Source organism: Luteibacter pinisoli (assembly GCF_006385595.1).
Classification (GTDB): domain Bacteria; phylum Pseudomonadota; class Gammaproteobacteria; order Xanthomonadales; family Rhodanobacteraceae; genus Luteibacter; species Luteibacter pinisoli.
Genome location: NZ_CP041046.1, coordinates 1,069,278 through 1,083,937, shown reverse-complemented (window position 1 = coordinate 1,083,937; position 14,660 = coordinate 1,069,278). Strand labels below are relative to the sequence as shown.

Below are 14,660 nucleotides of genomic sequence, written 5' to 3'. Positions count from 1 at the left end.
TTCCCAAGGAAGCCGTGGCATGGGCAAGAAGAAGAACAAGAAGTACGAAGACGCGCTCGAAGAACTTCAGATCGAACTGGTCGGCCTCACCCGCTGGCTGCGCCGCACCGGCAAGCGCCTCGTGGTGATCCTCGAAGGCCGCGACGCCGCCGGCAAGGGCGGCACCATCAAGGCCATCACCGACAAGCTCGACACCCGCGCCGCGCGCGTCGTGGCGATGGGCAAGCCGGATTCGCGCGAAGAAACCCAGTGGTACTTCCAGCGTTACGTACCGCAGTTGCCCGCCGCCGGTGAACTCGTCCTGTTCGACCGCAGCTGGTACAACCGCGCCGTGGTCGAACCGGCCATGGGCTTCTGCACCCAGGCCCAGTACGACGCCTTCATGAAGGCCTGCCCGGCGTTCGAGAAGTTGCTCACCGACGACGGCATCATCCTGCTCAAGTACTGGCTGGCGGTGGACCAGGAAGAACAGGAGAAGCGCTTCGCCGAACGCGCGGAAGATCCGCTCAAGCGCTGGAAGCTCTCGCCGGTGGACCTGAAGGGCCGGCAGAAATACGAAGAGATGGGCGACCTGCGCGACGTCATGATCCAGCACACGGATACCGACGACGCGCCCTGGTTCGTGGCTGACTTCAACGACCAGAAGACCGGCCGCCTCGACCTGATCCGCCACCTGCTGGACCAGATCCCCGACAAGCTCTGCCCGGACGAAGAGTTCGACCTGCCCAAACTCAAGGGCAAGCCGCAGAAGGAACGGGTTACCGGGAAGGCGAAGAAGGTGCCGAAGGTCTACTGACCCGGCGCACGGACGGCGGCCGCTTGGGCAGCCGCCCGCTTCGCGACAGGCGCAGCCACTGGCGCATGGCCAGCAAGCCGCCCATCGATTCGATGATCGCCGCCGGCACCCACATGATCACGCCGCCGATGAGCTGGCCGGTGAGGACGTTCATCGTGAAGGCACGGCCGCAGATCTCGAAGATCGGATAAAGGTCCGCCTTCGAGAAGGTCACGATGGCGCCCGCCACGATCTGCGGCGTCATGGTCAACGCAGGCGACAGCACGCGGATGCCGGGCGTCATGCGTCCCGGCGGCTTCGGCCGGTGGTCGAGCACGAGCCACCAGTAGGCCAGCCCCGACAACATCATCGACCAGTTCATGAAGCGGTAGATGCGCCAGTCCAGCATCGCCAGCGTCTGCATGTCCGGAATCAGCCAGACCAGGATCAGGGCGATAAACGCGAGGGTGACGAGCGCCGGGTTGAGCAGCACCGCACTGGCGATGCGCCACGCGAGGCTGTGGCTGGCCCGGCGAAGGCGCACGCGCCAGGCCAACGGCAGGCCCGCGCGCAGCACGGTGCCCGGATACGCCGCGATCAGGAACAGCGGCGCCAGGTGGTGCAGCAGGATCTGCTGGATGCGATGCATGAAGAACTCATGCTCGAAGAAGTAATCCAGGTACGTGTGCAGCGACACGTACACGATGACCATGCCGGTCCAGAATGCGGCCTGGCGCCCCGCGGGCACGCTCAGGCGCCGCGACCCGGCGACATACAGCCATGCCGTGGCCACGAACAGCACGAGGAAGCTCCACGAGAACTCCCACGGCACGATCCACTTCAGCAGCTCCCCCAGCACGACGCCTACATCTCCCGGCGAACGCGATGCGTCCGGCGCCAGCCGAAGATCAGGCCGAGGATGGCGACCAGCGCCGGAACCAGGATGATGTTGATGAACTTCAGGCGCAGGCCCAGCGCATCGATCTCGGCATTGAGCTGGTGCTGCACGTCGCGCAGCTCCTTGCCGATGGCCAGCTTGCGTTGCAGGTACTGCTCCACTTCCCGGCGCTGCTGCGCCGACAGGGTCGTCGGCGTCGAGGCGCCCTTGGTCGGCTGCAGTTCGGCGAGGCGGCGCTGGGCGTCGTAGAGCTCGTTTTCCAGCTCGCCCTTCTTCACCAGGAACTTCCGGTCCGCCGCGGCCTGCAGGGCACGCACGCGGGTGAAGGGACGCTGCAGGTTGGCGCGGCCGCGGATCGAGAGCAGCGCCGTGGAACCGCCGAGGTTATCGACGATGTTGGCGATGAGGTCGCCATTGTTCGCAAACGGCGTGAGCTGCTGCTGGCCAAGCAAGGGCTGCACATCGATCCACAGGCGGTCCGTGAGCAGGTCGGTATCGGCGACGACAATCACCTCGCCGGGCGCAGCCGCCACGCCAAGGTGGCCGGCGTCCTTGCGCTCCGGGAACGCGCTATGGAACGTGTCGCGAACCCGCGCGGCCAGCACGAAACGATCGTGGCTGGGCTCGTAGCTCGCCAGCAGCGTGGAGGGATCGCCCGCGGCGTCACGCACGCCCTGGGCCGGCACCACCATGGCCTCGTCCGAGGTCTGCACCAGGGGCAACATGCGCGCCTTCGTCTCCGGCGCCAGCTCGAAGAAGCCGGCGGTGGAGACGTTGATCCGCTGCAGGCTCGCCGTCACCACGTCGTCGTGGTTCAGGTCCTGCGCGGAGAGGCCAAGCATGGCCGGGTGCGGCACGGTGTTGCCGTTGAGGTCGATGGTGAGCGCCTGCGAACGGTCCAGCACCACCTTGGTCGGGTCGTAAACGATGCCCCAGGCCTCGAACAACCGGCGGATGTCGGAATCGTGGTCGTCCACCGTGCCGTTGGAATCGATCAGCGGCGACGTATCCATCTCCGCGTCCGGATCCACGAACACGACAAGATGGCCGCCATGCAGCACGTACTGGTCAATCGCGTACTGCGCGTCCTCGGGGAGCTTCTTCGGGTGGATCAGCAGCAGCGCGTTCATCGACGGATCGATGTGCGTGAGGCCTTCCGGCGCCAGGTTGGTCACGTCGGCCAGCTGTTCCAGCTGGCGCATCACCGTCCACGGCTGCTCGCCGATCACCATGTTGCCGGTGACCGGCAGCGAGCTCAGCACGCCCACCTTCGGCTTGCGCGGCGCAGCGAGTTCATAAAGCAGCTTGGCGATGTCGTATTCCACGAAGGCTTCGCGGGCCGGATCAAAGAACGGGATCGACTGGGAAACCGGCGTATCGGGCGCGCCCGTCGTGCCGACCAGGCCAAAGAACACGCGCTCGCCATTGCTGCCACCGGCCGCCGGGGTCAGGCCGTAGCTTTCGGCCGCGTCTTCGTCGTCGGAGTACGGCACCGGGTCGATCACGCGGAAGCGGATGCGCCCATGCGCACGCACCGCGATCTCGCGGAGCATTTCCTGCACGCGCTGCTCATAGCTGCGCAGCTGCGGCAGCTCGCGCGTGGCGTGGTCGGAGAAATACAGGGTGAGCGTCAGCGGCCGGCCCAGGCCATCCACGATGCTCTGCGTGCCGGGGGTCAGCGTGTAGATGCGGTCTTCGGTGAGATCCACGCGTGCCGTACGCAACGACATCGAGCTGAGACCGATCACGGCCAGGAACAGCACGGCGATGGCGACCACGCCCAGGCGCAGCACATTGGCGCGCGACAACGAGAAAGAGGGCCGCTTCATCAGCGCGTCCTCTTCAGGTCGAGCACCAGCACGGCCGCACCCAGCCAGGCCACGATCATCGCGCCGAAGTAGATGAGGTCACGCAGGTCGAGCACGCCGCGCGCAATCGCGTTGGCATGGCGCACGATGGACAGCTGGCCCATCGCGCCAATGAGCTTGGGCGGCAGCGAGTCCTGGAAGAAATCCAGCACCTGCGGCTGTCCGATCAGGATCAGCACGAAGCACAGCGACGAGGTCAGGACGAAGGCAATCACCTGGCTGCGCGTCGCCGTGGACATGCACGCGCCGATGGCGAGGAACGCACCGGCCATCAGCCAGCTACCGATGTACCCCGCCATCACCACGCCGTTATCCGGCTCGCCCAGGTAGTTCACCGTGATCCACAGCGGGAACGTCAGCATCAGGCAGATGCCGATGAATCCCCACGCCGCGAGGAACTTGCCCAACACCGCCTGCGAGATGGACACCGGCAGCGAGAACAGCAGCTCCAGCGTGCCCGACGATCGCTCCTCCGCCCACATCGACATGGTCACCGCCGGCACGAGTACCAGGTAGAGCCACGGATGCATGTCAAAGAACGGCTGCAGGTCGGCCAGGCCGCGGTCGTAGAAATCGCCCGTGTAGAACGTGAGCACCCCGGCCATCACCAGGAAGATAACCATGAACACATAGGCCACGGGGGTGACGAAGTACGCGCGCAGCTCGCGCCGTGCGATGGCGGACACGGCGCTCATGCGTTACCCCCGCGCGGCGTCGTGGTGATCTGCCGGAACACTTCGTCCAGGCGGCCCTGTTCCAGCTGGATCTCGTTGATCCGCAGGTTCTGCTCACGCAGCAGCGCCTGCACCTCATCAAGGATGGGCTGGCCCGGTTTCGGAAACACGGTGACACGGCCGTCGAGCGGATCGACCTCCACCATGGAGACGCCCGGGATGCGCGCCAGCATCTCACGCGACACACCACTGCCCTGCGCACTGAACGACACGGCGCCGTGGTAGCGCGACCGCGCCTCCAGCTCCGCCGGCGTGGCATCGGCCAGCAGCTTGCCGTTGGCGATGATCGCCACGCGATTGCACAGCGCGTGCACTTCTTCGAGCAGGTGGGTGGAAATCAGGATCGTCCGTTCGCGTGCCATGGCATCGATGAGCATGCGCACGGAGTGCTTCTGGTTGGGGTCGAGGCCGTCCGTGGGCTCATCGAGCATGAGCACGGGCGGGTCATGGAGAATGGCCTGGGCCAGGCCCACGCGGCGGCGCAGGCCTTTGGACAGCGTGCCGATGGGTACGTCGAGCACTTCCTCGAGTTCGAGGCGGCTGATGACCTCGTCAAACCGGCGCAGGGCGATGTCCCGGTCGAGCTCGCGCACCCGGGCCATGAACGTGAGGAACTCGCGCACGGTCATCTCGGCGTAGCTGGGCGCACCTTCGGGCAGGTAGCCCAGGGCGCGCTTGGCGGCGAGGGGTTCCCGGCGGATGTCATGGCCACAGACGCGGGCGGTGCCGGAGGTGGGCGTGAGGAATCCGGCGATCATGCGCATGGCGGTGGATTTGCCGGCGCCGTTGGGGCCGAGCAGCCCGAGTACCTGGCCGGGCTCGGCGCGGAGGCTGAGGGAGTCGACCGCGATCAGCGGGCCGTAGCAGCGGGTGAGTCGGTCGGTTTCGATCATTGCCCTAATTAACGCACGGGGGGCGTAGCGGCATCCACCCCGGTGGGATTTCGATAGCGCTCACCTTGGGTGGGCTCGCCTTCGGCATCGCTTTAGCGCTCTGACGTGGTCGGAAAGGAGCCCTGGGTGCCCACCCTCGCTGCTCAGACAACGCTCTGCGTTCGAAAAGGAGAGCCGCTACGCGGCTGGGTTATCTATTGGCCTACGGCCGCGAACCGGTGGCTGGGCGGGGGTTTTCGACACGACATTCCCTGTCGTGGCGAAAACGGCGGGCCATCCATGGCCCACCCCCTTCGGGCCTGATCCTTCCAGCCCCCTCGCGACACTAAACTCGCCTCGAGGGTGGGCACCCAGGACTCCTTCCAGCGCTGACGTTTCGTCCCGGAAGGCAACCGCCTGCGGGTTGCGGGCCATCGCGCTAATGCGCAACGTTCACTCGGACGCTGCTGGTGTTGGCTCTCCGTCACGCAACCGCACCGATGAAAAGAGCCCTCGGTGCCCACCCTCGAGGCGAGTTCGCGGAGGCGAGGGGGTTGGAAGGATCAGGCCCGCAGGGGGACGGTCATGGATGACCGGCCGTTTTCGTCACGGCAGGACGCCGTGTCGAAAACCCCCGCCCAGCACCCGGTTCGCGGCCGTAGGCCCATAGGAAAACCGGCCGCGTAGCGGCCCTCCTTTTCGAACGCTGGAGTCGATGTCTGAGCAGCGAGGGTGGGCGCCGAGGGCTCTACTGCGACCACGTCCGAGCGCCAACGCGATGCCGAAGGCGAGCCCTTTCGCAGAACAAAAAAAACCCCGCCGTTGCCGGCGGGGTTTCTTGTGTCGCGATAAGCGTGACGCTTACTGGGCAGCGGCAGCCGTGCTGGCCGGGGCCGGGGCGGTGCCCGCGGCGGCCGGGGCCGACGAGGACGAGCTGGCCGGAGCCGAATCTTCCAGGCCCGGCTGCTTCATGCCGGCTTCCTGCTCCGGGGTCTGGTCCGGGAGGTTGTCGCCCTGCAGCGGCAGGTAGATCTCGAACTTCTGCTCGTCATAACCCTCGATGGTGCCGTGGTTATTCACCGGCGCCTTCGTCTGGATGTCATAGGCGCGGAAGCTCACGTCATCGAACTTGTAGCCATGGGTCTGCGAGTACGCCTCAAGCATCTGGCGGGTCTGCGGCAGGCCGGCACCGGTGCCGTTCCACTCGGCCTTGAGGGCCTTGCCACCGAAGGCGAGCACGGCCTTCACGTCGCCATCGACGATCACGCGGCCGAACTTGTCCTTGCTGCCCGGGGTCGTCGCGTCAGCCGGAGCGGCCGGAGCGGCGGCGGTCGAGGCGTCAGCCGGCGCGGCGGCGTCGAGCGCCGGGCGCTGGGCAGCCGTCAGTTCGACGTCCTGGCCATTGATCTTCAGCGTGGCGGAATCGATCTCGGCAGCCACGTCGAACGTGTAGTTCTGGTCACCCCAGTTGGTGGTGAACGTGATGCGCGGGCTGACGATGTTCACGCCCAGCTTCTTCGCTGCCGCCTGGATCTCGGCCATGGCCTTGTCCGACGCGGTGTCGACGTCGTCGAGGGTGCGCGGAGCCGTGGTGGAGACAAGCAGGATCGGCTTCACCGGCTGGTCGACGATCGACGGAACCATCTTGCTGTAGTCGATGTTGGGGATCGACGCCATCAGGTTCTGCAGGTTCGACAGGCTGAACTGGATCAGCGCGTCCGGATCGCCGTGGATGTAGAGGTTCGAGAAGCGATCGACCAGGTTGAAGCCGTAGCTCACGTCGTAAGCCCAGTTCACCTTCACGAGCTTCTGGCTGCGGCCAGTGCGCTCAAGGTTGATCGTGAACTTCTTGTCGTGACCACGCCAGCTGTTGGCGATGTTCCAGACCACGGTGCCCTTGCCGGCATCGCCGACCTGGGCGAAGCCCGGATCGATCGAGGCGATTTCCAGCGAGCCGTCACCGACCTTCGGATCCGACGCCTTCCAGGAGATCTTCGCGCCCGGCCCGTAAGCCTTGCCCGAAAGTTCGAACTGGATCTTCGAGTCGTAGGTGCGCAGGACGGTGTAGTCCTGGAAACGACGGAAGTTACTGAAAACGTCGTAAACCTGGCGCAGATCCTTACTGATCAGCATTTCGCGCTCGACGTGGCCCGTCGAGGGCATGGCCACGCCAACCACGACGCCGAGGACGGCGACGATGACGATAGCGACAATCAATTCTAACAGACGCGTCATTCCACGGTTCTCCGAACGTCTTTGAACAGGCAGGCCCCCGGCTGTGGAGTCCGCGCGGCCGCCCCAGAAGAATCGGCCCGTGACAAGGGTATGCCAGCGCCGAAAGAACCGATGGTAGCCGGTCATGGCGCCGAGCGCCATTGGGTCCCCTGCCCTTTTTCGCAAGCTGGCACAACCCGAAAAAGTCGGGGTGCAGGCCGCCTGCGGCGGCCCCGGCTCAGACGATGCCCAGCTCCAGGGCCTTCAGGACGGCCCGGGTGCGATCACGGACGCCCAGCTTGGAGAGGATGTTGGAAACGTGGTTCTTCACCGTCCCCTCGGCCACGCGCAGCGAATTGGCGATTTCCTTGTTGCTGTAGCCGCCCGAGAGCAGGCGGAGGATCTCGGTTTCGCGCTCGGTGAGCGGATCGGGCTGCTCCAGGCTGGAAAACTGGTTCTGGATGCGGCCCACGCCCGCCAGCAGGCGCTGGGTGACCATCGGGGCCACCAGCGAGCCGCCGGCCGAGACCGTGCGCACGGCCTCCACCAGCTGGTCGAGGGAGACGTCCTTGAGCAGGTAGCCCCGGGCGCCGGCCTTCAGGCCCGACAGGACCAGCTGGTCGTCGTCGAAGGTGGTCAGGATGATGGTCGGCGGCAGTTCATTGCGGCCGCCCAGGGCCTGGAGCACCTCCAGCCCGCTCATGTTGGGCATGCGCAGGTCCAGCAGCACCACGTCCGGGCGGACCTGCGGGATGGTCTGCACGGCCTGGGCGCCATCGGCGCACTCGGCCACCACACGGATATCGCCGGCGAGGTCAAGCAGGGAGCGGATGCCCTGGCGAACCAGGTTCTGATCGTCAACGAGGCAGACGGAGATCATGAAGGATCCTCGGAAGGAACGGCGATGGTGGCATGGGGAGGCGGCAGCGGGCTATCGGCCAGCAGCGGACGTTGGGGGGCATGGGCGAGCGCGGGCTCCTCGCCGAGCGGAAGACGGGCGGTCAGGGCGAAGCCGCCGCCGGGGGCATCCTGGAAGGCCACGCTGCCGCCGAACTCGGCCAGGCGCTCACGCATGCCGTTGAGGCCGTTGCCCAGGCGCAGCGCGCTGGACTCGCCGAGGCCACGGCCGTCGTCGCGGGCGTCGAGGCACAGCTCGTCGGGCCCGGTATGGCGGAAGGTCAGCCACAGGTTGCGGGCGTTGGCGTGGCGCACGGTATTGGTCAGGATTTCCTGCACGCAGCGCAGCAGCATCTGGGCCCGGCGCGGGTCTTCCACGCCGAAACGCGGCGGGATGGCCAGGTGCACCGACAGGCCAGGGACGCCCTCGGTCAGGCTGCGCAGGGCCTGGGTCAGGTCGATGGCATCGTCCTGGCGCAGCTCGCTGACCACCTCGCGGACATCGGACAGCAGCTGCTTGGCCGTGCTCTGGGCCTTCAGCACGTGCTCGCGCGCCGTGTCGTTGGTGAGGTGGCTGGCCACTTCGAGGTTGAGGCTGAGCGCGGTGAGATGGTGGCCCACGAGGTCGTGCAGGTCGCGGGCGATGCGCATGCGCTCGGCGATGCGGGTGGATTCGGCGAGCAGGGCCCGGGTGGCGCGCAGTTCGGAGTTGAGCTGGCGCAGTTCCTCGCGCTCGTCGGCCTGCTGGCTGGCCACCATCGAGGTGATGAACATCAGCGCCGAGAAGCCGAAGTACAGGCAGGCCTGCATGATCGAGTAAATCAGCCCGAAGGCGGGCAGCTGCATCAGCACCGGGATAAGGGCCAGGTGCGCCACCACCATCCAGACCATGCCCACCGGCAGGCTGACCAGCCAGGGCACCACCGCGGCCACGATGACCAGCAGCAGGGCCGAGAGGCCGCTCTTGCTCAGCACGCCGATGGCCAGCGCCGTCCCGGTGAGGATCACCAGCACCGCGACCCGGGTGGGGCCGTCGACGCGGGAGCCCAGGCTGCGGGTGAGCAGCCAGTAGACGAGGCCGAAGATGAGGTAGCAGCCGGTCCAGGCCAGCAGCGCCATGTCCGGGATCTGGCCATGCTGGGAGCCGGCACGCTGCAGTGACAGCGGCAGGCCCACGCACAGGAACACGAAGTACGTGGCGTACCTGAGGAGGCGGACGTGGTTGAACTGGACCTTGGACATGCCCGCATCATAGGCCTTCGCGGCCCGCGCACCACCTGACTGAAGTCATGCGAGGGCTCGCGGAAAGCGCAGGCTTTACAACGGTTTTACATCCATGCATCGCGCCCCGGAGGCGGCCCGGCCGTGCCATAATGCCGCGCATCGGGCGGCCCGGGGGTTGCCCATGGTTGAACACTTTTTTAGCGGAGCAACGAATGGCCCTTGCCATCCGCGACGTGCGCGAGCACGACCTGGATGCCGTGCTGGCGCTTAACAACGAAGCGGGCACCGGCATCCTCGCCACCGATCGCGCCCGACTGCGCCATCTGTACGAGATCGCCCACTACTTCCGCGTCGCCGAACAGGAAGGCCGCATCGTCGGCTTCCTCATCGCCATGCGGCAGGAAGCCGATTACAACAGCCCGAACTTCCGCTGGTTCCAGGCCCATTACGAATCGTTCGTGTACATCGATCGCATCGTGATCGAACAGACGATGCGTGGCCACGGCCTGGGCCGGATTTTCTATTGTGATGTGCAAAGTTATGCCGAGGTACGCGTGCCGCTCCTGACCTGCGAAGTCTTTCTTGAACCCCGTAACGACCAGACGGTGCTGTTCCACGGCACCATGGGTTTCCAGGAAGTGGGCCAGCAGACCATGGGCCAGGACGGCCCGAAGGTGAGCCTGCTCGCCCGCGAGCTGCCCAGCTTCCCCTTCGTGCGCGAACGCTATCTCGAGCAGGACGGCCTCCCCGACGTCGCCTGGCTGGCCGAACGCCAGCGCCCGGCCGACCTGCGCGGGGTGTCCGCATGAGCGCCCGCGCCGAATCCCTCGAAGCCGCCTGCGACCTGCGCTTCGGCCAGGTAGGCATCGCCTGCGTGCGCGTGCGCCGCGTCGATGCCGCCGCCCTTGCCGAAGAACTGGAGCGCCGCGTCCGCTCCGCCCCGCAGATGTTCACCCGGGCCGCCGTCGTGCTCGACCTCTCCCATCTTTCGGTCCTGCCGGACGATGGCATGGTCGACGCCCTGCTCGAAGCCATCCGCAGCGCCGGCATGCTGCCGGTCGGCCTGGCCTACGGCACCAGCGAGACCGAGGCCCTGGCCGAGCGCATGTGCCTGCCGCTGATCGCCAAGTTCCGCGCGCAGTACGAGCCCGGCCACGGCGACACCGCCGCGGCACCGACGCCGGCCCCGGCCGCGCTTCGCGCCGAATCCGCCCCGGCCGCATCCGTGGAAACCGGCAGCACGATCACCGCCCAGCACCACACGGGCAGCGCCGTGCGCTCCGGCCAGCAGGTGTACGCCCGCGAGCGCGACCTCGTCGTCGCCGCGGCCGTGGCCAATGGCGCGGAAGTGATCGCCGACGGCTCCATCCATGTGTACGGAAGCCTGCGCGGCCGTGCCATGGCTGGCGCACAGGGCGATGAGACCGCCCGCATTTTCTGCTCCGACTTCCGCGCCGAACTGGTCGCGATCGCCGGGCACTATCGCGTGTTCGAGGACATGCCCAAGGAATTCGAAGGCCAGGCCGTGCAATGCTGGCTGGATAATGGAAAACTCATGATCGCGCGCCTCTGACGCCGGTCCTAACCGTTTTACGCGGAGACATCTCTTGACTGAAATCATCGTCGTCACCTCCGGCAAGGGCGGAGTCGGCAAAACCACGTCCAGCGCCTCGCTCGCGACTGGCCTCGCCATCGTTGGCAAGAAGGTCGCTGTCATCGACTTCGACGTCGGCCTGCGCAACCTCGACCTGATCATGGGCTGTGAGCGCCGCGTGGTGTACGACTTCGTCAATGTCGTGCACGGCGAGGCGACGCTGAAGCAGGCCCTGATCAAGGACAAGCGCCACGACAGCCTGTACGTGCTGGCCGCCTCGCAGACCCGTGACAAGGACGCGCTCACCCAGGAAGGCGTCGAAAAGGTGCTCGAAGAGCTGACGAAGGAAGGCTTTGACTTCGTCGTCTGCGATTCGCCCGCCGGTATCGAAAAGGGTGCGCACCTGGCCATGTACTTCGCCGACCACGCCGTCGTCGTCGTCAACCCGGAGGTTTCCTCCGTGCGCGACTCCGACCGCATCCTCGGCCTGCTCGCCAGCAAGACGCGCCGCGCTGAAAAGGGCGAAGCCCCGATCAAGCAGCACCTCCTGCTCACCCGCTACAACCCGAATCGCGTTGAAGCCGGCGAAATGCTCAGCGTGAAGGACGTCGAGGACATCCTCGGCATCTCCGTCGTGGGCGTCATCCCGGAATCGGAAAACGTCCTCGCGGCGTCCAACGCCGGCGTCCCCGTCATCCTCGACGAGAACTCCAACGCAGGCCACGCCTACAAGGACACCGTCGCCCGCATCCTGGGTGAAGAGCGTCCGCTGCGTTTCATCGAGCCGGTGAAGAAGGGCTTCCTCAAGCGCGTGTTCGGAGGCTGAGCATGGGTATCCTCGATTTCCTGAAGCGTAAGCCCGAGCCGAGCGCTGGCGTTGCCAGGGAGCGCCTGCGCATCATCGTCGCCCAGGAGCGCTCCACGCGCGGCGGCCCCGACTACCTGCCGCTGCTGCGCAACGAGCTGCTGGAAGTCATCCGCAAGTACGTGAACGTCGACGTCGAGGCCGTGAACATCAACCTCGAGCGTGACAGCGGCCACGAAGTGCTCGAACTCTCCGTGGCCCTGCCAGACGGCAAGCCCGCCTCGGCATGAGCACACCCGATCCCGCCGACGCGGTGCTCCGCATCGGCGACATCGGCTTCGACGAACCCCGCACCCTGCTCGCCCAGCACGGCCTGGCCCTGGTCGCCGTGGCTGAAGGCGAAGCGATCCCCGGCAGTTTCTGGGGCGACACCGAGGCGGGCATCATCGGCACGACGGTCTACGCCCGCGCGGACACGCCGGTGCATTCGCTCCTCCACGAAGCCTGCCACCTTCTGGTTCTGCCGGAAGACAAGCGCGCGCTCGTGCATACGGATGCGACGGATTCGATCGAAGAGGAAGACGCGACCTGCTACCTGCAGATCGTCCTCGCCGGCCACCTGCCTTCGGTGGGTTCGATCCGCCTGATGGAGGACATGGACCGGTGGGGTTACACGTACCGGCTGGGTTCGACGCGGGCGTGGTTTGAGCAGGATGCGCCTGAGGCGAAGGCGTTTCTTGTGGAGCGCGGGCTTCCTGTCGGCTGACACGAGATACCCCGCGGCGCGCTCTTTCATCGGTTCATTCGCTGTCGCGAATGCATGTGATTAGCGGCTGACGCCGCCTCGCTCTTGTGGGCTTGGCGAGAGCGTGGACGGCAAGGCCCCTGGTGCCGCCGGACGCAGTCCTTGCGGAGCGGGCCGTAGCTTCGCCTCCACAAAACCCGGTTGGCTCGCGGCCCTCTGCTTACGTCGCCCCCAGGAGCCTTCCCGCCCCCGCAACCACCCATCCGGTTCAGTGCCGCACAAGCCTCACCGCCGCTTTGTAGGAGCGCGCTTGCGCGCGGCATCTTTCGCACAAACGCAACAGGGCCTGAGCTCTTGCGGTGGCTTTCCGTCACGACCCCTCAGTGCTGGAGAGAGCCCTCGGCGCCCACCCTCGAGGCGAGTTTAGTGGAGCGAGGGGGCTGGAAGGATTAGGCCCGCAGGGGCGCGGCCATGGAGGGCCGCGCGTTTTCGTCACGGCAGGACGCCGTGTCGAATACCCCCGCCCAGCCACCGGTTCGCGGCCGTAGGCCAATAGACAAACCAGCCGCGTAGCGGCTCTCCCTTTCGAACGCAGAGCGTTGTCTGAGCAGCGAGGGTGGGCGCCGAGGGCTCTCGCTCGATACGCCACAGGAGCTGAGCGGCGTCAGCCGCAAAAAACATGCATTCGCTTCCGCGAATGAACCGCTTAACCTGGCTCGTTGCGTTCGAGCTGGGAGACGACCTCTGACGCCGCACCCGCCGTCGCCCTCGCAAGGCGGCGACGCTCCATCGCGCCATACCACAGCCACGCCAGCAGGCCGGTCCCGCACAGCGTCGTCGCGCCCAGTGCCAGGTACAACATATTCGACGACAGCAGCGGCGACAGCACGCCCGCCACGAACGCCGTGGTGATCAGGCTGCCGAACGCCTGCACCGACGACACACCGCCACGCTGGTTCGGGAAGCGATCCAGCAACAGGATCGTGATCGTCGGGAACGCCATCTGCACGCCGCAGCCATACAGCGCCAGCGGCACCGTCGACCACGGCACGCGCGGCGTATCCAGCGCCAGCGCGAAAAACAGGCTCAGCGCGCAGCTCGACAGCATCGCCGCATAACCCCAGCCCACCGTCTTCGCCGCACTCACCCGCCCCGCCACGCGCCCGGAAATGAAGGCGCCCGTGACCATGCCGGTCACCGTTGGCACGAACAGCCAGGGGAAGCCGTCCGCGCCCAGGTGCAGCACGTCGCGGATCAGGTGCGGGGCCGAGGCGATGTAAAGAAACAGGCCGGAGAAGTTCACCGAGCTGGCGATGGCCAGCGGCCAGAACGGCAGGTCACGCGCAATCGCCAGGTAGCCACGCAGCAGGGGCCGCGGCCGGAACACCGTGCGCTTTTCCACCGGATGGGACTCAACGAGGAACCGGGTGATGCCGAGCACCAGCAACACGGTGAACGCCGTGAGCGCCCAGAAGATGCCGCGCCAGCCGTCGATGCCCAGCAGCCACGCGCCCACGATAGGGGCGATGGCCGGGGCGATGCCGAAGATCATCATCACCTTCGACATCATCCGCTGGGCTTCTTCCCCATGCATGGTGTCGCGGACGATCGCCCGGCCGACCACGATGCCCGCGCCGCCACACAGGCCCTGGACGATGCGGCAGCCCAGCAGGAAGCCGAAGCCCGGGGCCAGCGCCGCGGCGGCGGAGGCCAGCGCGTAAATGCCCATGGCCACCACGATCACCGGCTTGCGGCCGTACGCATCCGAGATGGCACCGTGGAACAGGCTCATCACCGCGTAGGCCAGCAGGTACACGCTGAGCAGCTGCTGCAGGGCGACCTCGCCCACGCCGAAGGTGTGGCCGATGTCCGGGAAGCCCGGGAAGATCGCATCGATCGAGAACGGCCCGATCATGCTGAGCGCCGCAAGCAGCAACGGGAGGTGGCCCCGCGGGTCGCGGGTCGCGGAGGTCATGGACCTTCAATCTGTACCGGGGGAAGACTTCCAGTATAGCTGTAAGTCGTGCTTGCCCT

The 14,660-nt window shown here is 66.5% G+C and carries 14 protein-coding genes; 6 read left to right on the top strand and 8 right to left on the bottom strand.

Annotated elements, in window-relative coordinates:
* Nucleotides 1–19 precede the first annotated feature (19 nt).
* Entirely contained in the window at nt 20–796 is a 777-nt protein-coding gene (gene ppk2, locus FIV34_RS04875) for a polyphosphate kinase 2 (RefSeq protein WP_139980239.1), read from the top strand.
* Here the strand turns inward: ppk2 and FIV34_RS04870 are convergent.
* From FIV34_RS04870 to FIV34_RS04840, 7 genes are all read right to left on the bottom strand, one after another.
* The gene (locus FIV34_RS04870) at nt 759–1,634 is read right to left on the bottom strand and encodes a cytochrome c oxidase assembly protein (RefSeq protein WP_139980237.1); all 876 of its coding nucleotides are present in this window, start codon (nt 1,632–1,634) and stop codon (nt 759–761) included. The two genes, ppk2 and FIV34_RS04870, sit on opposite strands and share 38 nt — an antisense overlap.
* Nucleotides 1,635–1,639: 5 nt before the next feature.
* The gene (locus tag FIV34_RS04865; protein WP_139980235.1) at nt 1,640–3,502 is read right to left on the bottom strand and encodes a GldG family protein; all 1,863 of its coding nucleotides are present in this window, start codon (nt 3,500–3,502) and stop codon (nt 1,640–1,642) included.
* Entirely contained in the window at nt 3,502–4,236 is a 735-nt protein-coding gene (locus FIV34_RS04860; RefSeq protein ID WP_139980233.1) for an ABC transporter permease subunit, read from the bottom strand. Before FIV34_RS04860 ends, FIV34_RS04865 begins: the two co-directional genes overlap by 1 nt.
* Nucleotides 4,233–5,168 carry an ABC transporter ATP-binding protein gene (locus FIV34_RS04855; RefSeq protein WP_139980231.1) on the bottom strand — a complete coding sequence of 312 codons (936 nt, stop codon included), beginning with the start codon at nt 5,166–5,168 and terminating at the stop codon, nt 4,233–4,235. Before FIV34_RS04855 ends, FIV34_RS04860 begins: the two co-directional genes overlap by 4 nt.
* An 840-nt stretch (nt 5,169–6,008) precedes the next feature.
* Nucleotides 6,009–7,382: an SRPBCC family protein gene (locus FIV34_RS04850; protein WP_139980229.1), complete on the bottom strand. Its 1,374-nt coding sequence runs from the start codon at nt 7,380–7,382 to the stop codon at nt 6,009–6,011.
* Nucleotides 7,383–7,599: 217 nt separating this feature from the next.
* Nucleotides 7,600–8,241 (bottom strand): response regulator, encoded by a 642-nt coding sequence (locus tag FIV34_RS04845; protein ID WP_139980227.1) that lies wholly within the window; start codon nt 8,239–8,241, stop codon nt 7,600–7,602.
* A complete protein-coding gene (locus FIV34_RS04840; protein ID WP_139980225.1) occupies nt 8,238–9,500 on the bottom strand; it encodes a sensor histidine kinase in 1,263 nt (420 codons plus the stop codon). The genes FIV34_RS04845 and FIV34_RS04840 overlap by 4 nt, the downstream gene beginning before the upstream one ends.
* A 194-nt stretch (nt 9,501–9,694) precedes the next feature.
* Between FIV34_RS04840 and FIV34_RS04835 the strand changes: the two genes are divergently transcribed.
* Genes FIV34_RS04835 through FIV34_RS04815 form a run of 5 tightly spaced genes read left to right on the top strand, consistent with a single transcriptional unit; the run spans nt 9,695 to nt 12,647 of the window.
* Complete coding sequence (locus FIV34_RS04835) at nt 9,695–10,291, top strand: GNAT family N-acetyltransferase (protein ID WP_139980223.1); 597 nt, start codon at nt 9,695–9,697, stop codon at nt 10,289–10,291.
* Complete coding sequence (gene minC / locus FIV34_RS04830; protein WP_139980221.1) at nt 10,288–11,055, top strand: septum site-determining protein MinC; 768 nt, start codon at nt 10,288–10,290, stop codon at nt 11,053–11,055. The genes FIV34_RS04835 and minC overlap by 4 nt, the downstream gene beginning before the upstream one ends.
* A gap of 34 nt (nt 11,056–11,089) precedes the next feature.
* Nucleotides 11,090–11,902, top strand: coding sequence for a septum site-determining protein MinD (gene minD, locus FIV34_RS04825; RefSeq protein ID WP_139980219.1), 813 nt, complete (start codon nt 11,090–11,092; stop codon nt 11,900–11,902).
* Nucleotides 11,903–11,904: 2 nt separating this feature from the next.
* Nucleotides 11,905–12,171, top strand: coding sequence for a cell division topological specificity factor MinE (gene minE / locus FIV34_RS04820; RefSeq protein WP_139980217.1), 267 nt, complete (start codon nt 11,905–11,907; stop codon nt 12,169–12,171).
* A complete protein-coding gene (locus FIV34_RS04815) occupies nt 12,168–12,647 on the top strand; it encodes a hypothetical protein (protein WP_139980215.1) in 480 nt (159 codons plus the stop codon). The genes minE and FIV34_RS04815 overlap by 4 nt, the downstream gene beginning before the upstream one ends.
* 685 nt (nt 12,648–13,332) lie before the next feature.
* Here the strand turns inward: FIV34_RS04815 and FIV34_RS04810 are convergent.
* Nucleotides 13,333–14,601, bottom strand: coding sequence for a multidrug effflux MFS transporter (locus FIV34_RS04810; RefSeq protein ID WP_139980213.1), 1,269 nt, complete (start codon nt 14,599–14,601; stop codon nt 13,333–13,335).
* Between the last annotated feature and the right edge of the window lie 59 nt (nt 14,602–14,660).

Coding starts and splice junctions, on each gene's coding strand:
- ppk2 (WP_139980239.1), top strand. CDS start 20: ATGGGCAAGAAGAAGAACAAGAAGTACGAAGACGCGCTCGAAGAACTT.
- FIV34_RS04865 (WP_139980235.1), bottom strand. CDS start 3,502: ATGAAGCGGCCCTCTTTCTCGTTGTCGCGCGCCAATGTGCTGCGCCTG.
- FIV34_RS04860 (WP_139980233.1), bottom strand. CDS start 4,236: ATGAGCGCCGTGTCCGCCATCGCACGGCGCGAGCTGCGCGCGTACTTC.
- FIV34_RS04855 (WP_139980231.1), bottom strand. CDS start 5,168: ATGATCGAAACCGACCGACTCACCCGCTGCTACGGCCCGCTGATCGCG.
- FIV34_RS04850 (WP_139980229.1), bottom strand. CDS start 7,382: ATGACGCGTCTGTTAGAATTGATTGTCGCTATCGTCATCGTCGCCGTC.
- FIV34_RS04845 (WP_139980227.1), bottom strand. CDS start 8,241: ATGATCTCCGTCTGCCTCGTTGACGATCAGAACCTGGTTCGCCAGGGC.
- FIV34_RS04840 (WP_139980225.1), bottom strand. CDS start 9,500: ATGTCCAAGGTCCAGTTCAACCACGTCCGCCTCCTCAGGTACGCCACG.
- FIV34_RS04835 (WP_139980223.1), top strand. CDS start 9,695: ATGGCCCTTGCCATCCGCGACGTGCGCGAGCACGACCTGGATGCCGTG.
- minC (WP_139980221.1), top strand. CDS start 10,288: ATGAGCGCCCGCGCCGAATCCCTCGAAGCCGCCTGCGACCTGCGCTTC.
- minE (WP_139980217.1), top strand. CDS start 11,905: ATGGGTATCCTCGATTTCCTGAAGCGTAAGCCCGAGCCGAGCGCTGGC.
- FIV34_RS04815 (WP_139980215.1), top strand. CDS start 12,168: ATGAGCACACCCGATCCCGCCGACGCGGTGCTCCGCATCGGCGACATC.
- FIV34_RS04810 (WP_139980213.1), bottom strand. CDS start 14,601: ATGACCTCCGCGACCCGCGACCCGCGGGGCCACCTCCCGTTGCTGCTT.